The sequence below is a fragment of the Pseudomonas sp. GW821-FHT01A09 genome (assembly GCF_058986725.1).
This window is the reverse complement of the sequence record NZ_JBYSWB010000036.1, coordinates 25,650-44,240: the sequence shown is the minus strand read 5'-3', so window position 1 is coordinate 44,240 and position 18,591 is coordinate 25,650. Positions and strand designations below refer to the sequence as shown.

The window sequence follows — 18,591 nt, the reverse complement described above, 5'->3', positions numbered from 1 at the left end:
GTTGCTTGGTCATCAGACACCTCTCTATGGCGAGCATTCTCGCCTAAATGGGTGTCCGGTTTCATTAGACCACTACAAATCCCGCCTGGTGCACCAATGAATTGAGACGAAAAAGCCCTGGCTCATGAGAGTCGGGGCTTTTTTGTGGACGGCTGGTTTTGCTGATAGCATCGTTTCGTTTATTGCGATTATCTTTGATTTCGAATATAAAGGCCTCGTAGCTGGCGAACGTGCACTCGGTCACAGCTCAATACAGCCTTTATGGAGATGATCATGTCCACCGCCGACCTCACCCGCACTGCGCTTCCTGACGCGAAGGAAATTGCCGCCGCCGTGGAGTCAAGTCGCCAGTTGGCCGCGTTCCTGTCGACCAAGCGTGAAACTCAGCAGATTGAGCTGGTCGGTGAGAGCCAGCATCGCGAAATCGTCGAACTGCCGACCTTCGCTCTGCGCTTGCTCGGCGAAATCCTCAGCGAACTGGCGCTGGGCAATGCCGTCAAGGTCGTGCCGATTCATGCCGAGCTGACCACTCAAGAAGGCGCGGACATCCTTAATGTTTCCCGGCCACATCTGGTGAAGCTGCTGGATGAAGGTGCGTTGCCCCACACGAAGACGGGCCGCCACCGCAGGGTCAAATTCGCTGACTTGATGGCATATAAGGAAAGGCGCGATCACGCAAGTCGTTCGGCAATGGACGAGTTGGCGGCGCAAGCCCAAGAACTGGGGATGGGATACGAATGAGGTGCTCGCCGTTCACAGCGGTTTATGATGCGAACGTGCTTTACCCTGCCCCTCTGCGTGATTTCCTGATGCATCTGGCGCTAACCGGCGTGTATCGCGCACGATGGTCAGAGCATATCCATAATGAGTGGAAGCGTAATCTTTTAGTGAACCGCCCTGAGCTCACCCGGGAACAGTTGGACAGGACATCCTCACTGATGGATGCAGCTGTGCCTGACGGCTTGGTCACGAAATCCATCCTCGACGACATCGAGAAGGAAGACGGAAAATGAGCGAATTAAAGGTTTTCGGCGCTTCCGACTACCTGAACAACGACGCAGAAATTGCCGAGTTCTTGAGCATTTCCCTGGAGGACCCGAACCCTGATGTTTTCCTTCGTGCCCTTCAGGAAGTCGCTGAAGCGCGAGGAATGGCTCAGCTTGCCCGCGACTCAGGTATCAACCGTGAAAACCTGTACAAGGCTCTGGCACCTGGCGCGAAACCGCGGTACGACACGGTTTTGAAGGTGATGAGTGCGCTAGGCATCAAACTGACTGCCCAGCACGTATGATCCTTGGGCCTTGAGAAACTCAGAGTAACAACGGCATTGTGTCTCAAGGCCCCACACAACCCGCTATTTGTCCTTACGAGCATCCATCGTTCTCTTATGCTCGGCCAGAAATGGCTGCTCGGCCTCATCAAAACGGTCCATACCAGCCGTGAAGCGATGCCAGTACGGATAAAGAGGCTGCCGACGTGTGATCGCCTCAATGCGTGAAGTCTGTTCAGCGGTAAGCTTCAGGTCCACTGCAGCCAGGTTATCGCGCAGGTGCGCCTCAGTCCGAGCACCTACGATCAGCGACGTAATCCCTGGCCGATCCTTCAGCCAAGCGAGGCAAACCCGGGCAACCGACACACCGTGTTCATCGCCGACGGCTGCCAGCGTTTCGATGATGTCCAGTGCGCGCTCTTGATCATGAACATAAGGTTCCGGCCAATCAGTGCCTTGGCGATGCGCTTCGGATGGTTTCTGCCCGCGACGCGTCGTTCCCGTCAGCAGGCCCTCTCCCAACGGTGCCCAGACCAACGTGCCCACCGATTGATCCAGCGCCAGCGGCAGCAACTCATACTCGGCTTCGCGCGACTCGGGCGTGTAGTAGATCTGCTGAGTGATGGGTTTCAGAAAGCCGTTGAGCTCGGCTTTGCCCAAGGTCTTCATCATCTGCCAGCCGGTGAAATTGCTGGTGCCGAAATAGCGGATCTTTCCTGAACTGACCAGGTGAGTCAGAGCCTCGAGGGTTTCCTCGATCGGCGTCACGCCATCCCAGTTATGCAGCTGGTACAGATCCAGGTGGTCGGTGCGAAGACGCTTGAGGCTGGCCTCGCATGCGCGGATCAGGTGATAGCGCGATGACCCGGAATTGTTCGGGTTCTTGTCCACTGGACTACGTCCTTTGGAGGCCAAGAGGATGTCATTGCGTTTTTCACCGAGCGCCTGGCCCACGACTTCTTCCGCGAGTCCGTGGGAATAGAGGTCGGCGGTGTCGACCATGTTTACGCCGGCGTCGAAAGCGATGTCGAACATGCGCTTGGCCATCGGGACGTCCACGGCGCCGCACTTGGCGAACTCGGCGCGCCCGCCAAACGGGACAGTGCCGAGGACTATTTCGGATACGAGCAGGCCTGAGTCGCCTAGCTGTCGATATTGCATTTGAGCTTCTCCAGGGTCTGGTTTGGGCCATTGCGGCCAGAGCAACTCCGAGAGCAGCCAACCTCGGCGCCTTGGTAGTACAGGGCGGCGGGAAGCGCTTGAAGTCGTCAGTGTCTAAACCTTTACCTTGTCGTCCAGGGGATGAAAATACCTGTGCAGAGCGTCTAGAACAGGTCGTTACGCTAGACGATGGTTGGCAAAGTGGAGTTCCATCGGATGTGCCTGGATGGAACCCTGCGAGCGCCAAAGGTCTCGAAGACCCATTCGCCCGGTCAGGCGTCTAGATCAGCAGGTCAGCTACCGGAGGTCTCTATGGGTATCAGCGTAGTCACATGGACATTGGGCATCACCGACGCCGTCGAGCTGACCAAAAAGGCGATTGAGCTTGGTCTGGACGGTATTCAATACGCGGGTGATCCTCGATAGCTTCCACATGAACATCGATGAGCGCCCCCCCTTGGATAGCCGTTAATGCGCCAGACACCTCACTATCGCCCCATGACCACCGCCGATCTAGCCAACGCCCATGCCCTATCGGCAGCGCTCAGGTGGCCGCATCGATTGGAGGACTGGGCCATGCTGCAGCGGGTGGCGCAGGGTTTCGTCGCTGAAGCCAACGGCCGCGTGATCGGCAGCTCGTTCGCTTGCCATCAGGGCGACTTCACCAGCATCGGGCTGGTGATCGTCAGCGACGACTACCAAAGCCAAGGCATCGGCCGGCGGTTGATGGACCTGGCGCTCGAAGCCGCCGGCCCGCGCACTGCGGTGCTCAACGCCACCCTGGCCGGCGCGCCGCTGTACACGAAAATGGGCTTCAAGGACTTCGGCCTGATCGAGCAGCGCCAAGGGCAAGCAAGCGTGCGCCAGACCACTGCGCTGAAGGCCGGCGAACACTGCCGCACGCTGGAGGCCAGCGATGCGCCGCGGTTGATCGAGCTGGCCAATGCCGGGAGCGGCCTGGACCGTGCCGCGGTATTGAACGATCTGCTGCCCGACGCCAAGTACGGCGTGGGTATCGAATCGGCAGGCCTGCTGCAAGGCTTCGCCCTGTTACGCCCCTTCGGGCGTGGTCTGTGCCTCGGCCCGGTCATCGCTCAGGATGCCGAGCAGGCCAGGCATCTGATCGAAACGCTGCTGAACAAGGTGCCGGGCGCCTTCGTGCGCATCGATATTGCCGTCGCCAGCGGCCTGGCACCCTGGCTGCAAGCCGCCGGGCTCAAGCAGGTCGATACAGGCACGCAGATGAGCATGGGCGCAATTCCGAGGGCCGTTGAGGGTGTCCGGCAGTTTGCCCTGTTCACCCAGGCCATTGGCTGATTTCGTATCTGGAGAAGGCGCATGTCCCATCCGATCTCGGCGCGCCTGTACTGTCCGGGTCGAGGGATCGGTCCTGCAGTCTGGATGTCGCCAAGGTGTGTTGAACTAAGTTCCGCTCTTGGATATCAACAGGTTAGTTGATAACTCACAGGCATTTTTCGATGATTAAAGTACTTTCTCTACCTTTGCTTTTGACGGCGGCACTCGGCCTGGCCGGCTGTGACAAGACGTCTGAAGACCACACGCAAGATGCCAACAAGCACCAGCAGGCCGCCGAGCAGAAACAAGCCGAAGGCAAACCTGATCAAGCCGCCGATGAAAAGGCCCAGGCCGATAAGGACTATGCCCAAGCGCACGAGGCACGCGCCACTGAAGACCGCCATCAGGCGCCGTCCTCGGCCGTGCCGGGCTATATCAAGGCGCCTGAGAAGAACTGATAGGCCGCGTGCATCGGCGCTCGTCACCTTGGCAATAGGCATTACGGCCCTGGATGCAAGTACATCTGCGCTTCGGCGCCGCCGATGCATGCGGGGCAGGCGCTGGGCTCAAGCGCTCCGCTGAACTGTCAGGGGTTGCTTGACCTCATCCCGGGAAGTCGCCAGCCCTGCAGATGTGTATGCGGATCGAAACGCCGATATCGGCTATTTCATGACTCCAAAGCCGCAAACCCACCCCGCAGATCCGCGATCAATTCCTGCGGATTTTCCAGTCCGACATGCAACCTCAACATCAACCCGCCCTTCGACCAATCCGCCACCGACCGCGTGCCGTGCTGGTCCACCTGAGTCACCAGGCTTTCATAGCCACCCCACGAATACCCCACGCCAAACAATGTCAGCGCCTTGACGAAGGCATCCACCTGGCCCTGATCTGCGGCCTTGAATTCGAAACTCAACAAGCCGTTGCAGCCATGGCAATCACGCTTCCACAGCGCATGCCCAGGATCATCAGGCAGTGCCGGGTACATCACCCGCGCCACTTGGGGCTGTTGCTGCAGCCATAAGGCAACCTGCATGGCATTGACCTGGTGCATCGCCAGGCGTGCGGACAGGGAGCGGGCGCCGCGCAGGATGAGGTAGGCGTCGTCAGGGCTGACGGTGTTGCCGACGGCGGTGCACATTTTCTTCAGTGTCGGCCAATGGGCTTCAGTGACGCTAACGCTGCCCATCATCACGTCGGAGTGGCCACCGATGTATTTGGTCAGGGCCATGAGGGAGATGTCGGCGCCCAGTTCCAACGGGCGGTAGAGCACGCCCGAGCCCCAGGAATTGTCCACCGCCAGCAGCAGGCCGCGGGCCTTGCACAGGCGGGAGAGCGCAGGCAGGTCGCACATCTCGAAGGCCAGGGAGCCGGGCACTTCGGCGTAGATCATGCGGGTGTTGGGTTTGATCAGCGCTTCGATGTCGCTGCCGTCCGCCGCGTAGTAGTCGTATTCGATGTCGAAGGCGTCGAGCAGCGTACGCGCCAGGCGCCGCACCGGGGTGTAGACGGCGTCGGTGATCAGCACGTGTTGGCCGGGGCGCAGGAAGGACTGGAACATCTGCGCGACGGCGGCCAGGCCGGTGGCGTACAGGCAGGTGCCGTGGGCGCCCTCGAGGCGGTTGATCACGTCTTCGAGGGCGAAGGCGGTGGGGTTGCCGTTGGCGCCGTAGGTGAGCGAGCGGGTGGGACCGCCGACGGCACGCTCGGCCGCGCGTATGGCCTCGAGGTCCTTGAACAGCACGGTGCTGACGCGGGTGATCGGCGGGTTGACCGGCAGCCCTTCACCGCTGCCGGCATGGCGGCCTGCCTGGACGAGGTCGGTGGCGGCGCTGCGCGGTTTTTCCTGGGACATGGGGGCTCCTGGGGGTTGGAGAAAAGGGCGGACACCGCTATAGCATAACGGCCTTGTGCCCCCGAAGGTGTAGCGGGGGGGCTTGCCCCCGATTCGATCGGTCAGCCAGATTGCCGGTGCTGACACTATTTTCGGGGGCAAGCCCCCCCGCTACAAGGGCAACAGCAGGGTGTAACCGAAGATCATCAGGCACCAGCCGAGTATCGGCTGAAACGCCAACTTCCACGCCCACGCCAGCGGATCGAAGCCCACGCCGTGCACATAGCCGATCGACACGCCCCACAACACCAGCATCAAGCTGCCATGGCTGTAGCCACCCTGCGCATCCAGCAGCAACAGCGGATGCACCAGCAGCACTACGCTGAGCGGCACGCACAACAGCAGCGACAGCACTCGGCTGGCACCGCCGCGCCACCAACTGCGCGCCTCAGTCAGCATGGTCAGTTGCCGCGTCCAGGCAGTTGGACGCCTCCAGCCACAAGGCGTTGATGATGCCGAAGCTGCAGGCCAGCAACACGCCGAGAATCCAGGCGAAATACCACATGGCAGATGCTCCTCAATAAAGTCCGTAGGGGTTTTCTTCGATATGGGCGGTGGTGGTGCGGCCCCACATCTTCACGTAACACCAAGTGGTGTAGCAGAGGATGATCGGCACGAACACGGCCGCTACCACCAGCATGATGGTCAGGGTCATGCGGCTCGACACCGCGTCCCAAATGGTCAAGCTCGCGGCCGGGTTGAAGGTCGACGGCATGATGAACGGGAACAGCGCAAAGCCCGCAGTGCAGATCGCGCCGACGATCGCCAGGCTGCTGCCCAGAAACGCCAGCCGCGCTGAACGACCGCTGGCCGCCAGCAAGGCCAGCACAGCACCCAGTACGCCCAGCAGCGGCGCCACGGCGGTGATCGGGTAGCGCTGATAATTGCCCAGCCAGCCCGGATTGCCGGTCACCACGGTCTTGTCCAGCGGATTGAGCGCGGCGGAGGGGTCGAAGCTGGAGGTGATCACCATTCCGTCGATTCCGCCCAGCGCCAGCCACAGGCCTGCCGCCAGGAAGGCGATCAGGAACATCAGCGCCAACACCTGCACCGCCCGCCGCGCGCGCTGAGCGATAGCGCCTTCGGTACGTAGCATCAACCAGCTGCCGCCGTGCATCGCCAGCATGCTCAGGCTGACCACCCCACAAAGCAGCGCGAACGGCGTGAGCAACTGCCAGAAGCTGCCGTGATAGCTGGCGCGCAGGCTGTCGTCGAGCTCCAGCGGCACGCCCAGCAACAGGTTGCCGAAGGCCACACCAAACACCAGCGAGGGCACCAGGCCACCGACGAACAGGCCCCAGTCCCAGCTCTGGCGCCAACGGGTATTGCTCAATTTGCTGCGGTAGTCGAAGCCCACCGGCCGCACAAACAGCGCGAACAGCACCAGCAGCAACGCCCAGTAGAAGCCCGAGAACGCCGCGCCATACACCAGCGGCCAGGCCGCGAACAAACCGGCGCCAGCGGTGATCAGCCACACCTGATTGCCATCCCAGTGCGCAGCGATGGTGTTGATCACCACGCGGCGTTCATTGTCGCTCCGCCCCACCAGCGGCATCAGCACGGCGGCGCCCAGGTCGAAGCCATCGGTCACGGCGAAGCCGATCAGCAAGACGCCGACCAGCACCCACCAGATCAGCTTGAGGGTCTCGTAATCAAACATGTTGCGGCACTCCCTTGAGAATGACTGCCGGGTTGTGATCGGCGCGCTGCTCGAAGTGATAGCGGCCGGTGTGCAGGCTGCTCGGTCCCAGGCGCGCGAACTTGATCATCAGGTACATCTCGATCACCAGCAGCACGGTGTAGAACGCCACCAGCGCCAGCAGCGAGCCCCAGACATCCCCCGCCGACAAGCTGGAGGCGGACAGATGAGTGGGCAGCACTTCACCGATCGACCACGGTTGACGGCCATGCTCGGCCACGAACCAGCCGGTCTGGGTGGCGACCCACGGCAGCGGCAGGCTGATCAGCGCCCATTTGAGCAGCCAGCGCTTGCGATGCTCGTTCTTGCGCGCCGAGGCGTAGAAGGCACAAGCGAACAAAGCCAGCATCAACATGCCGCTCAGCACCATCAGCCGGAAGGTCCAAAAGATGGAGGCCACGCCCGGTATGGTATCCAGCGCTGCCTGCTTGATCTGCGCGTCGCTGGCGTCCACCACCTTGTCGGTGTACTTCTTCAGCAGCAGGCCGTAGCCCAGGTCCTTCTTCACCGCATCGAACGCCGCCACGGTCGGGCCGCTATGGTCGCCGCCGCGCAGTTGGGTCAGCAGCGCATAAGCCTGCATGCCGGTGCGCACGCGTTGCTCGTGCTCGACCACCAGGTCCTTGATGCCGGTGACCTGCTTGTCCACCGAGCGGGTGGCAATGATGCCCATCACGTAGGGGATCTTCACCGCATAGTCGGTGCGCTGCTCGGCCTGATTGGGCAAGCCGAACAAGGTAAACGCGGCGGGTGCCGGCTCGGTGTCCCACTCCGCCTCTATGGCCGCCAGCTTGGTTTTCTGCACGTCGCCGATCTCGTAGCCGGACTCGTCACCGAGAATGATCACTGACAGGATCGAGGCCATGCCGAACGCCGAAGCGATGGCGAACGAGCGCCGCGCGAAGCCGACGTCACGCCCGCGCAGCAGGTAGAAGCTGGAGATGGCGAGCACGAACACCGCGCCGGTCACGTAGCCCGAGGCCACGGTGTGGACGAACTTGACCTGGGCCACCGGGTTGAAGATCAGCGCGCTGAAACTGCTGAGCTCCATGCGCAGCGTCACGAAGTTGAATTCGGCGCCTACCGGGTTCTGCATCCAGCCGTTGGCGATCAGGATCCACAGCGCCGACAGGTTCGAGCCCAGCGCCACCAGCCAGGTGACGCCCAGGTGCTGCACCTTGCTCAGGCGCTCCCAGCCAAAGAAGAACAGGCCGATGAAAGTCGACTCCAGGAAGAACGCCATCATCCCTTCGATGGCCAGCGGCGCGCCGAAGATGTCGCCCACGTAGTGGCTGTAATAGGCCCAGTTGGTGCCGAACTGGAACTCCATGGTCAGCCCGGTGGTGACCCCGAGGGCAAAGTTGATGCCGAACAGTTTGCCCCAGAATTGGGTCATGTCCTTGTACACCTGCTTGCCAGTCATGACGTAGACCGACTCCATGATCGCCAGCAGAAACGCCATGCCGATGGTCAAGGGCACAAACAGGAAGTGATAGAGCGCAGTCATGGCGAATTGCAGCCGAGACAGGTCGACGACTGATTCAGAGATCATTGCGGATTCTTCTCAGGTAAGACGGTGGGAACGCCCAGCAAGTGCTGAGCAACAGAAGCGCGTTCGTCCATGAGCGGTGCCGGGGTGGCGAACCACAGCGCGTGAATCCCCATCAGCAGTGCCAGCTTGATCAGCAGGATCACGGCGATTTCGCGAGCCAGAGGTGTTTTTAGAAAGGCGAAATGGCTGGCCATGACAGATACTCGATGAGGTGGTTGCATCTTCGAGCAACCCTTGGGCGCTTCCGTTGATCCAAGTCAAAAGGCCGCTGCACACCCCACTGCGGCATGACGCCACAGGCATCACCAATACCGGGGTCGCCACGCGCTAGAATGCCCCACGATCGCCGAGACAGGACCGCCCCTTGATGAGCTTGTTCGACCGCCTCTACCGGACCCTCAACCCCACCCAGGACCCGAACCTGGGTGCGGCTTTCGCCCATAGCGACGAACACCTGCCGACCCTGTGGCTGCTGGGCAAGACCGGCGCCGGCAAGTCCTCGTTGATCCGCGCCCTCACCGGCCTGGACCGCATCGAAGTGGGCTCGGGCTTTCGCCCCTGCACCCTGACCTCGGCGCAATACCGCTTCCCGCCAGAGACGCCGGTGCTGGCGTTCATGGACACCCGCGGCCTGGCCGAGGCCGACTATGACGCCAGCGAAGACATCGCCAACTGCGAAGCCGCCAGCCATGCCTTGATCGTGGTGATGAAAGCCGAAGATCCTGAACAGTCCCAGGTACTGCGCGCGCTCAAGCAGATTCGCCGCTCGGGCAAGGTCCGCGACCTGCTGCTGGTGCACACCGGCATCCAGCAGTTGCCGGAGGGCGACGAGCGCCAGCGCTGCATCCGCCACAATCAGCAGCAGGTGGAAGCGATATGGGGCGAGGTCGACAGCGTAGCGGTCGACTTTGTCGGCCGCGACGGCCAGCCCTATGGCCTGGCGGCCTTGACCGAGAAGCTCGGCGCGCGCCTGCCGATCATCACCGAGCTGTTCAACGATCGCGGGCACGCCAATGTCGAGGAGCAGAACTTCCAGCAGCTCAAGCGCGAGATCATGTGGTACGCCGGTGCGGCCGGGGCCACGGATGCGGTGCCGGCGCTGGGGCTGGTGTCGGTGCCGGCACTGCAGTTGAAGATGCTCCACAGCCTGGCCAACCGTTATGGGCTGGTGTGGAGCAAACGCTTGCTGGCTGAATTCGGTACGGCCATGGGTGCCGGCTTTGGCCTGCAATACGCGTCGCGCCTGGGCCTGCGCCAGTTGGTCAAGCTGATCCCGGTGTACGGGCAAACGGTGGGGGGCGCCTCGGCGGCGGTCGCCAGCTATTGCTACACCTATGCGCTGGGGCGCGCGGCGTGCCTGTATTTCTATCGGGTCAAACGCGGCGAGACGGTGTCGTCCGAGGTCATCAACGCGCAGTTCAAGCAGGCGTTCGAGCATATATTGCCGGTCGCGCGGGATGAACGACCGCCTACAGAACCGCCACACAACGAGAAGCCTTCATGAAGAGAACCGTCAACGGCCTGGCCGCCATGGCGCGGATGTCCGATCGGCTGATGCCTTTCGCCCTGCTGTCGGTGGCCATTCCGCTGCTGCTGTTGGCGGGTTTTGGTCTATACGGGCTGTTTCGCTACGGCTACTGGCTGGCGTTTCTGGTGGCGCTGCTGGTGAGCACGCTGCTGGTCAGCGTCGGTCTGTTCATCGCCCGCAAGCGCATGACTGCACGGGTGGCGCCGGCGGTCGAGCAAGCCGCGCAAAAGGCGCCGAAAATCCCCGATTACTGGCTGGCGCGGGACCGGGAGATTCACCAGCAGATGCTCCCCGAACTGCTGGAAATCCTCAAGGCAGGCCCCGAATGGCAGCAGTTGCCGGACAACGGCTTGAAGGTGGTGCGGCGCGTGGCCGAGCTGTATCGCAGTGGCGCCAAACGCGCGCACTGGGCCTTTACCGCGCCGGAGCTGCTGGCGATCGTCGAGCAGGTGAGCCGGCGTTATCGGCGCGTGCTCAAGACCCACGTGCCCGGGGTCGATCATCTGCGCCTATCGACCCTGATGACCGTCAACGAGCACCTCGATCGCTTCGGGCCCTGGGCCATGAAGGCCTTCAACACCTATCGGGCACTGCGCATGGTCACCCCGGACGGGCTGGTGGCCGAGGTGCTCAGCCAACTGCGTGGCGAGGTGTTCCACGGCCTGAGCGATGAATTGCAGGGGCGCCTCAAATACCTGCTGATGCTGGAGGTGCTGCGCGCGTCCATCGATCTGTACGGCGGGCATTTCCGTTTCGACGATGACGAATTGAAGACCAGCGACGCCGGGCGCGAGGATGCCGCACGCATGGCGGCGCCGCTGGAGCCGATCCGTATCGGCTTCATCGGCCAGGTGGGCGCTGGCAAGTCGTCGCTGATCAATGCCTTGACCGGCGGCATGCGCGCGGAAGTCAGCGCGCTGCCGGCCACCGATGGGGTGCAGGTCTATGACTGCCGTATCGATGGCGATACCGCGCTGCGGCTGGTGGATCTGCCTGGGCTCAATGGCGAGGCGAAAACCGAGAAGCTGCTGTTCGAACAGGTGCGCGACTGTGATCTGTTGTTGTGGGTGCTCAAGGCCAATCAGCCGGCGCGGGCGCTGGACCAGCAACTGCGGCGACGGCTGGAGGATTGGTTCGCGTTGCCCAAGAACCTCGACCACCGCCCACCCACAGTCATTGGCGTGTTGAGTCAGATCGACAAGCTGAGCGCCGATCCGCAGGCAGCGGTGATCGCCGAGGCGTTGGCGTTCAATCGGGAGCTGTTGAGGTTGTCACAGGTCGTGGCAGTGTCGGTGCTGCCGGCGCCGGTGAATCTGCAAGCGCTGCAGGGGATGTTGCTGGAGGGCTACAACAGCGCGGCGAATGTGCAGCTCAATCGCCGCCGGCGCGAAGCCGGAGAGTTTTCGGTGGGGCGTGAAGCGGAGCGGATGCAGAAGGCGGCGAAGGGGTTGTTCTCACTGTGGCAGAAATGAGCTATGCGGCGGACCTACCGGCCTCTTCGCGGGCAAGCCCTGCTCCCACAGGTGTACGACTGTAGGAGCAAGGCATGCGCGTTCGGCGGCGAAGGCGCCAGTCCAATCAACACACACCCTAGGGCTTGGCCGCTTGCTGCCATCCACCACCCAGCGCCAGGAACAGATTGATCTGCTGCATCGCCACTTGGGTGTTCGCCGCAGATAGCTGCGCTCGCACATCAGTGTAGGTACGGGTCGCCTGCAGATCCGCCAGGAACGACTCACGCCCGGCCATGTAGAACCGGTGCGTCTGATCGGCCGCCTGGCGAGCGGATTGTTCGGCATCGGCCAAGGCGTCGCGGCGTTCCAGCAAGGCGGTGTACTGCGCCAGGCCGGTCTGGGTTTCACGGATGGCGTTGAGCACGGTGTTGTCGAAGTTGGCCAAGGCCAACTGGGTGTTGGCCTCAGCCAGATGAATCCTCGCCCGCGCACCGTTACTGGGGATGGTCCAGCTGATCAACGGGCCGAAACCCCAACGGTTGGTCGACGGATCGCCCAGGTCCTTGAGAATACCGACGGTGCCTACGGTGCCACCGAAACTGACGTTCGGATACAACTCGCCCGTGGCCACACCAATGGTCGCGGTCGCCGCTGCCAGCTTGCGCTCGGCCTGGCGCACGTCCGGCCGCCGCTTGAGCAGCTCGGCGCCCTCGCCCACCGGCAACACCTTGGCGAGATGCGGCAGCTCGGCGCAATCGCCGGTACCGGCCGGCAGTTGCGCCAGCGGCCTGGCCAGCAGCATTGACAGTTGGAACAGGCCAGTCTGACGTGCCGCTTCATACCTGGGCAGATCGGCGCGCAAGGACTTGAATTGCGTCTGCGTTCGCGTCACCTGGGTTTCATCGCCACGACCGGCGTCACGCAGACGGGTGGCCAAGCGCACGCCTTCTTCCTGCAGATCCAGCGAATGCTGGGCGATGTTGCGCTCTTCATTGGCCGCGCAGATCTGCGTATAGGCCCGCACCACATCGGCCACCACCGTGATCCGTGCGGTATCCACCGCCGCCTGGGCGGCATCGGCGTTGGCATTGGAAGCCTCGACGCCGCGCTTGAGAGTGCCCCACAAGTCGAACTGGTAAGAAGTCTTGATCGACGCCGCACCGATATTCGACACCGGTACTTTCTCGGCCAGCAGATACGCCTGGCCTGACTCCTGCAGCCGCTGCGCCTCCACGCTCGCAGTGGTGGTAAAGCCTCCGGCGGCATTGGCCTCATCGACCTGAAACTGCGCCCGGCTCAGGTTCGCCGCCGCTATGCGCAGATTGGTGTTGGAAGCCATGGCCTGGTGCACCAGCTCGTCAAGGCGCGGATCGTTGTACAGTCGCCACCAATCGGCGGGAACCGGTGCCGACACCACGTTGCTGTCCTGCCCGGCCAGATCGCCCTGCAAGTCGGCACGGTTGATCGCCGCGTTCTTGGGCAGCACGTAGTCCGGACCGAGGCTCGAACACGCGGCCAGCATCAAGCTCAAACACAAGACACTCAGACTGCCGGCGGCTTTCATTGGGCCGCCCCCGCCGGATGCGCATCACCATGGGCATCGCCATCGGCAATGATCGACACCGTGGCCGTACGCCCGGCGATCATGCGGAAATCCTTGGGCACATCGTCAAAGGCGATGCGCACCGGAATCCGCTGCGCCAGCCGCACCCAGCTGAATGCCGGGTTGACGTTGGGCAGCAGGTTGCTGCCGGCGCTGCGGTCACGGTCTTCGATGCCGGCGACGATGCTCTGCACGTGGCCTGAGAGCCGCGTGTTATCGCCCATCATGCGGATATCGACCTTCTGCCCGACATGGATCTGCGACAGCTTGGTCTCTTCGAAATAGCCTTCGATGTGAAACGAGGTGCTGTCCACCACCGACAGCACCGCGCGGCCAGCGCTGACGAACTCGCGGGCGCGAGGGGCACGGTCGTTGAGGAAGCCGTCGACCGGGCTGCGGATCACCGAACGGTCGAGGTTGAGTTGCGCGGCATCGACTGCCACTTGCGCCTCGTTGACCGCCGATTGCGCACGCAACTCGCGCGAGCCGCTTTCTTCCAGTTGCTCGCGAGCCACGAGATTGCCAAGGCCATGGTTACGCTTGTTCTCGCGCTGCGCCTGGGCCAGGGTTTCCTTGCGGTCGGCGAGGCTGGCCTGAGCCTGACGCAGGGCCAGCTTGAAGCGTTGCTGATCGATGGTGAACAGCACGTCGCCGCGCTTGACCACCTGGTTGTCGCGCACGTCGACTTCCTCGATCAGACCAGATACGTCCGGGGCGACCTGGATCACGTCGGCACGGATATGACCGTCGCGCGTCCAGGGGGCATACATGTAGTACATGACCATGCGCCAGATCACCAGGCAGGCAAAGACCACGACGAGCAACGTAAGAATCAGACGACCTAGAGTCAGCAGGGGTTTTTTCATGTCATGAGGCTTCGGCAGATGGCATCCACTGCGCCGAGCAGCACAGCGTAGAGAGCAACGTTGAATAAAGCCCGGTGCCAGACCAGGCGATAGAAATGGGCACGGTTCAAGACGCCGTGCACCAGCAGAAACACACCGTAGGTGATCGCCATGATCACCAGCAGCGTCGGCAGGAACACCCCGCCCACATCCAGTTCACCAATCATAGGGGGGCTCCATCGAGGCCGTGGGGCGGATGTTGCTCCGCTTCCGTGGCATCGATCACGACTTCCACGCCCGGTAACAGTGCCAGGCGCAAACCACTCAGTGCATGCAACAGGTGGGGGCGCGCATCTGCGCCTTCGCTGCTGACGCCTTGCATGCTCAGCGCACGACGAGCGCGGTCCATGGTCATCAACAGCCCCATGGGCGCCGCCAGCCGCTCACGCGCCTTGAGGCAAGCCGCAAAATACCGGCCCACTTCCTTCAACACCTGACGCAACAACAGCCGCGGCTCGTTCGGCACCCGCGGCGCATAGGCCAGGATATCCAGCAGGTTGAGCGCCACGCGCACGTCACGCAAAGCGGCACCGGTGTCCTGTCCGGTCTGCGTCAGACGCGGCAGTTGCTGCATGAGACGGTCAAGCATGCGGATGCCCATGCGCCGGTGCTCGGCCAGGGTCGAGCGCTCGCTGAGGGCGACGATGTCCTTCCAGCTGAAGCGCGTCAGGCGCTTGGCCGCCAGCTCGGTACCGAACGGGCGCAGGATCATGGTCCAGCCGAAAGCGAACGCCAACCCCACCGGCCCGGCCAGGTTGGAGTTGATGAAGGTGAAGAAGTCCGCCGAGTAGGTTTCCTGCAGGCTGATGAAGGTCGAGGTGTTGACCAGCGACAGCAAGGTCGGCAGGTAGAACTTGGGCTGCAGTGTCAGGGTGCCCACCGCGATCATCGGCAGCGCGAACACCAGCACCAGCATCGGGAAATCGTGGACCGTGGGCAAGATGAGAAACAGGTACAGGCTGGCAGCGACGACCGACACGGCGGTCCAGGTCATGAAGCGATAGATCTGCGGTGCGGGGTCGTCCATGGCCGCGAAGAAACTGCACGACACACCCGCCAGGATCACGGCGCTGCCGCCGTCCTGCCAGCCCATGAAAATCCAGATCAGCGAGCCGACGATGATCGCCGAAATGGCCGTGGACGCGGAATAGAGCATCAGCCCGCGATCATAGAACGGCTTCAGGCGGCCCAGTCGCCAGTGCCGGTAGACCGCGCGCCATGGCTGACGGCTATCGGTGCGAATGGCGTATTCCAGCGTTCGGCAGTCCTGCCACAGGTCGATCCACTCGGTCAGCCGAAACAGCGCATTGGACAGCAGCAACTGGCGACGATCATCCAGCGCCTGCTCATCGGGCCGCAAGGCATCGATGCGCGCATGCAATTGCTGCCAGGCGGTTTCATCGGGGGCGGTAGCGGTCTGCTCCAGCCATTGCAGGCAATGTTCGAGTACCGGTGCCATGGCGGCAACCAGTTCCGGCGTCCGTCGCTCGATCGCCACCAGGGCGTCATCCAGCGCATCGATGACCGGCAGCAGGTGGATCATCCGCCCGCGCAGCTCCTGAATGTTGCGCAGCAACTGCGGTCGGGCACCTTCATGGGGCAACTGGCCGATCATCAGTTCCAGCGAGTTGAAGGTGGGCACCATGGAAGCGCGCAGACCGCCGACTTCATCGGCTTTCACCGTGCGGGAAAGGAAGCGCGCACTGTAGGCGGTGGCCTCGGTGAACCACTTGCCGATCGCGCCATCGACCACGGGCCCCAGGCGCCGGGGAAAGAACACCGCCCCTATCACCGCCGCGCAGACGATACCCAGGCAGATTTCCTGAAAGCGCGACGAAGCGATATCGAACACCGCGGTAGGGTTGTCCACCACCGGGAAGGCAATGAGCGGCATGGTGTAGCCCGCCAGCATGAATGCGTAGTTGTTGGCGGTGCGCACGTGCAGCGAGATGAACAGCAGCGTGCCCGTCCAGAATGCAACGACACACGACAGCAATATGGGGCTCTGACCGAATAGCGGCACGCAGACCACCGCCGCCGCCGCACCCAGGAAGGTGCCCACCGCGCGGTACAGAGCCTTGGAGCTGGTGGGCCCGACGAAGGGGCTGGAAACGATGTAGACCGTCGCCATGGCCCAATAGGGCCGAGGCATCTCCAGGCGCATGGCGATGTACAGCGCCAACATGGAGGCAATGAACGTACGCAGGCCGTAGAACCAGTCCTTGAGAGGCGGAATGTCGCTCATGAATCCTTTCAAGACAGATCCGCCAACGGGCCCGGGCTGGCCTCTTCGAAAGCGCGAACGACGCGCAGGGCCGCCTCGAGATCGGCGGGTTGGATGTCTTTGAGCACTTCGCGGCGCAAGCGCACCAGCTCGGACTCGATCGACTCGGCCAGCTCGCGGCCGGTGGCCGTCAGACTCAGGGCCTTGGCGCGGCGATCGGTCGGGTCTTCGGTGCGGACCACGAAGCCGGAGCCGCACAACTGGTCGAGCAGGCGTACCAGTGACGGGCTTTCGAGGCCGGCCGCCTGGGCCACAGCCACCTGCCGCACGCCATCGCCGAGCCGCACGATGATCAACAAAGGCACGGCGCAGGCTTCGCTGACGCCATAGTTGGCGAGCGTGGTCTGGCAGATGCGCCGCCAATGCCGCGCGGCGACCACCATGCCACTGCTGATGTTGAGCTGGAGTTTGTCGAGGTTCATGGGCAGAGAGTCATGGACAGAAAGTTGAGCGCCTATATTCATAGTTTGCTAACTATCTATATTCCGGGAAGGCAGGCTTGTAGTCAATAGTTACAATTTGCCTGCATCTTCATACCCATGCTGCATTACAGCCCGTCTATGGGACTGCAATCACAGCGTGCCCCACGTTATGTCTCGCGCCACCGCGTTTGCCACCGCCAGCAACCGGGCATCGTCGTGGGAGGCTCCTATCACTTGCAGACCAACGGGCAGCTCCCCCGATGGCCTGTCCAACGGCAGATTGATCTGCGGCAGGCCAAAGGCGGTCCAGAGCTTGATCAGATCGGAGGGCCCGGTGCTGTCCAGGCCTTGCAATGCGACGGTGGGGCAACTGACACACAGCACGGCGTCATACTCGCTGAGGATATCCGCCAGCACAGGGGCCTGCCGGGCCAGTCGCGCCTTCGCCTCGGCCTGCGTCGCCCAGGCGATCGCCTGCCCGTGCTCGATCATGTCTCGAGTGGAAGCACTGATGCGCGAGGGGTGCGCCGCGTATTCCTTGGCCAGGGAACGGGCGCCCTCGCAGTCGTTGAGCAGCGCATGGTCGCTGAAGACCGAATCGAACTGAGGTGGCAGCACCACTTCCGAAATGCGATGACCCGCATCGCGCAATCGCGACATGGCCTGGCGTGCGGCCTCGCGTACGGCCGGCGACACGCTGTCCCAGCGCGACGTCCGACAAAACCCCAGATGCAGGGCCGATGCCACGGCCGGCGCAGCGGGCAGACCGGGGATCAGCACCCGTGCGAGCAGCTCCAGGTCTCTGACCGAGCGACCATACCAACCCACTGTATCGAAGCTGGGGGCCAGCGGCTTGACGCCCTCCAGTGACACCAGCCCGAAAGAAGGCTTGAAGGCATGCACGCCACAGAAGGCCGCAGGCTTGATCAGCGAACCCGCCGTTTGCGTACCCAGCGCCAGCGGGAAGAAACCGGCCGCCATACCGGCCGCCGAACCCGCGCTGGAACTGCCGGGCGTGCAGCGCAGATCATGGGGATTGCGGGTCGGACCGGTATGCATATAGGCAAATTCGGTGGTGTGGGTCTTGCCCATGACGACCGCGCCGGCCTGGCGCAGCAGCGTCACCACATGGGCGTCCCGAGCGGGGCGGTGGTTTTGGTACAGAGGCGAGAAATACTCGGTGGGGTAATCGACGGTATCGAACATGTCCTTGACGCCTACCGTCAGCCCGGCCAAGGGGCCAGGAGCCGATTGCGCCGCCTGATGACGCACGCGATCCGCGCAAAAGCTGGCGAAGGCCTGCACACGAGATTCGTGTTCAGCGATACGTGCCAAAAAGCCCTCGGCGATGCTGCTGGCGGATTCCCGACCGCTGGCAACGGCGAGGGTGATGGCTGTCGCGTCGCGATGCGCGTCAGTCGGCAAGGACTGGGAGGAGGTTTTCTTGTCGTTGGGCGATTGCATCTACTGGCTTCCTGATAAGCACTCGGGGATGGGAGCCCGAGTTTAGGCAAGGAAGCCAA

Annotated in this window: 19 protein-coding genes and 1 pseudogene; 7 read left to right on the top strand and 13 right to left on the bottom strand. The window is 62.7% G+C overall.

Annotation, left to right across the window (positions count from 1 at the left end; translation table 11 throughout):
* The first annotated feature begins 273 nt into the window (after positions 1-273).
* The 3 genes and pseudogenes from AC3WJP_RS26605 to AC3WJP_RS26595 all read left to right on the top strand — a co-directional run bounded on the left by AC3WJP_RS26605 (position 274) and on the right by AC3WJP_RS26595 (position 1,291).
* Complete coding sequence (locus tag AC3WJP_RS26605) at positions 274-741, top strand: helix-turn-helix domain-containing protein (RefSeq protein WP_493724284.1); 468 nt, start codon at positions 274-276, stop codon at positions 739-741.
* A pseudogene (locus AC3WJP_RS26600) lies at positions 738-971 on the top strand (PIN domain-containing protein); the annotation flags it as partial. The gene AC3WJP_RS26605 and the pseudogene AC3WJP_RS26600, both read left to right, overlap by 4 nt.
* Positions 972-1,009: 38 nt before the next feature.
* Positions 1,010-1,291 (top strand): addiction module antidote protein, encoded by a 282-nt coding sequence (locus tag AC3WJP_RS26595; protein ID WP_493724285.1) that lies wholly within the window; start codon positions 1,010-1,012, stop codon positions 1,289-1,291.
* Between the two features lie 63 nt (positions 1,292-1,354).
* Here AC3WJP_RS26595 and AC3WJP_RS26590 read toward each other — a convergent pair whose 3' ends face one another.
* The gene (locus tag AC3WJP_RS26590; RefSeq protein WP_493724286.1) at positions 1,355-2,431 is read right to left on the bottom strand and encodes an aldo/keto reductase; all 1,077 of its coding nucleotides are present in this window, start codon (positions 2,429-2,431) and stop codon (positions 1,355-1,357) included.
* 471 nt (positions 2,432-2,902) lie between these two features.
* Here AC3WJP_RS26590 and AC3WJP_RS26585 point away from each other — a divergent pair, with 471 nt between their 5' ends.
* Together AC3WJP_RS26585 and AC3WJP_RS26580 are read left to right on the top strand one after the other, a co-directional pair.
* A complete protein-coding gene (locus AC3WJP_RS26585) occupies positions 2,903-3,748 on the top strand; it encodes a GNAT family N-acetyltransferase (RefSeq protein ID WP_493724287.1) in 846 nt (281 codons plus the stop codon).
* A gap of 161 nt (positions 3,749-3,909) precedes the next feature.
* Entirely contained in the window at positions 3,910-4,185 is a 276-nt protein-coding gene (locus AC3WJP_RS26580) for a hypothetical protein (RefSeq protein ID WP_493724288.1), read from the top strand.
* Between the two features lie 209 nt (positions 4,186-4,394).
* Here AC3WJP_RS26580 and metC read toward each other — a convergent pair whose 3' ends face one another.
* The 6 genes from metC to cydP form a co-directional block, all read right to left on the bottom strand.
* Positions 4,395-5,582: a cystathionine beta-lyase gene (gene metC / locus AC3WJP_RS26575; RefSeq protein ID WP_493724289.1), complete on the bottom strand. Its 1,188-nt coding sequence runs from the start codon at positions 5,580-5,582 to the stop codon at positions 4,395-4,397.
* A 150-nt stretch (positions 5,583-5,732) separates the two neighbouring features.
* Complete coding sequence (locus tag AC3WJP_RS26570) at positions 5,733-6,020, bottom strand: cyd operon YbgE family protein (RefSeq protein WP_493724290.1); 288 nt, start codon at positions 6,018-6,020, stop codon at positions 5,733-5,735.
* Positions 6,010-6,126 (bottom strand): cytochrome bd-I oxidase subunit CydX, encoded by a 117-nt coding sequence (gene cydX, locus AC3WJP_RS26565; protein ID WP_493724291.1) that lies wholly within the window; start codon positions 6,124-6,126, stop codon positions 6,010-6,012. Before cydX ends, AC3WJP_RS26570 begins: the two co-directional genes overlap by 11 nt.
* A gap of 12 nt (positions 6,127-6,138) precedes the next feature.
* Positions 6,139-7,281, bottom strand: a complete 1,143-nt coding sequence (gene cydB / locus AC3WJP_RS26560) for a cytochrome d ubiquinol oxidase subunit II (RefSeq protein WP_493724292.1) — start codon at positions 7,279-7,281, stop codon at positions 6,139-6,141.
* Positions 7,274-8,872 carry a cytochrome ubiquinol oxidase subunit I gene (locus AC3WJP_RS26555; RefSeq protein WP_493724293.1) on the bottom strand — a complete coding sequence of 533 codons (1,599 nt, stop codon included), beginning with the start codon at positions 8,870-8,872 and terminating at the stop codon, positions 7,274-7,276. Before AC3WJP_RS26555 ends, cydB begins: the two co-directional genes overlap by 8 nt.
* A complete protein-coding gene (gene cydP / locus AC3WJP_RS26550) occupies positions 8,869-9,066 on the bottom strand; it encodes a cytochrome oxidase putative small subunit CydP (protein WP_493724294.1) in 198 nt (65 codons plus the stop codon). Before cydP ends, AC3WJP_RS26555 begins: the two co-directional genes overlap by 4 nt.
* A gap of 173 nt (positions 9,067-9,239) precedes the next feature.
* On the opposite strand from cydP, the gene AC3WJP_RS26545 reads away from it, so the two are divergent.
* Both AC3WJP_RS26545 and AC3WJP_RS26540 read left to right on the top strand, forming a co-directional pair.
* Positions 9,240-10,376 carry a YcjF family protein gene (locus AC3WJP_RS26545; RefSeq protein ID WP_493724295.1) on the top strand — a complete coding sequence of 379 codons (1,137 nt, stop codon included), beginning with the start codon at positions 9,240-9,242 and terminating at the stop codon, positions 10,374-10,376.
* Positions 10,373-11,872 carry a GTPase family protein gene (locus AC3WJP_RS26540; protein WP_493724296.1) on the top strand — a complete coding sequence of 500 codons (1,500 nt, stop codon included), beginning with the start codon at positions 10,373-10,375 and terminating at the stop codon, positions 11,870-11,872. The genes AC3WJP_RS26545 and AC3WJP_RS26540 overlap by 4 nt, the downstream gene beginning before the upstream one ends.
* A gap of 118 nt (positions 11,873-11,990) precedes the next feature.
* Here AC3WJP_RS26540 and AC3WJP_RS26535 read toward each other — a convergent pair whose 3' ends face one another.
* From AC3WJP_RS26535 to AC3WJP_RS26510, 6 genes are all read right to left on the bottom strand, one after another.
* Positions 11,991-13,418, bottom strand: a complete 1,428-nt coding sequence (locus AC3WJP_RS26535; protein ID WP_493724297.1) for an efflux transporter outer membrane subunit — start codon at positions 13,416-13,418, stop codon at positions 11,991-11,993.
* Entirely contained in the window at positions 13,415-14,323 is a 909-nt protein-coding gene (locus tag AC3WJP_RS26530; protein ID WP_493724298.1) for an efflux RND transporter periplasmic adaptor subunit, read from the bottom strand. Before AC3WJP_RS26530 ends, AC3WJP_RS26535 begins: the two co-directional genes overlap by 4 nt.
* A complete protein-coding gene (locus AC3WJP_RS26525) occupies positions 14,320-14,529 on the bottom strand; it encodes a DUF1656 domain-containing protein (RefSeq protein WP_493724299.1) in 210 nt (69 codons plus the stop codon). The genes AC3WJP_RS26530 and AC3WJP_RS26525 overlap by 4 nt, the downstream gene beginning before the upstream one ends.
* Entirely contained in the window at positions 14,526-16,619 is a 2,094-nt protein-coding gene (locus tag AC3WJP_RS26520; protein ID WP_493724300.1) for an FUSC family protein, read from the bottom strand. Before AC3WJP_RS26520 ends, AC3WJP_RS26525 begins: the two co-directional genes overlap by 4 nt.
* Positions 16,616-17,068 (bottom strand): MarR family winged helix-turn-helix transcriptional regulator, encoded by a 453-nt coding sequence (locus AC3WJP_RS26515; RefSeq protein ID WP_493724301.1) that lies wholly within the window; start codon positions 17,066-17,068, stop codon positions 16,616-16,618. The genes AC3WJP_RS26520 and AC3WJP_RS26515 overlap by 4 nt, the downstream gene beginning before the upstream one ends.
* A gap of 150 nt (positions 17,069-17,218) precedes the next feature.
* The gene (locus AC3WJP_RS26510; protein ID WP_493724302.1) at positions 17,219-18,532 is read right to left on the bottom strand and encodes an amidase; all 1,314 of its coding nucleotides are present in this window, start codon (positions 18,530-18,532) and stop codon (positions 17,219-17,221) included.
* Positions 18,533-18,591 lie beyond the last annotated feature (59 nt).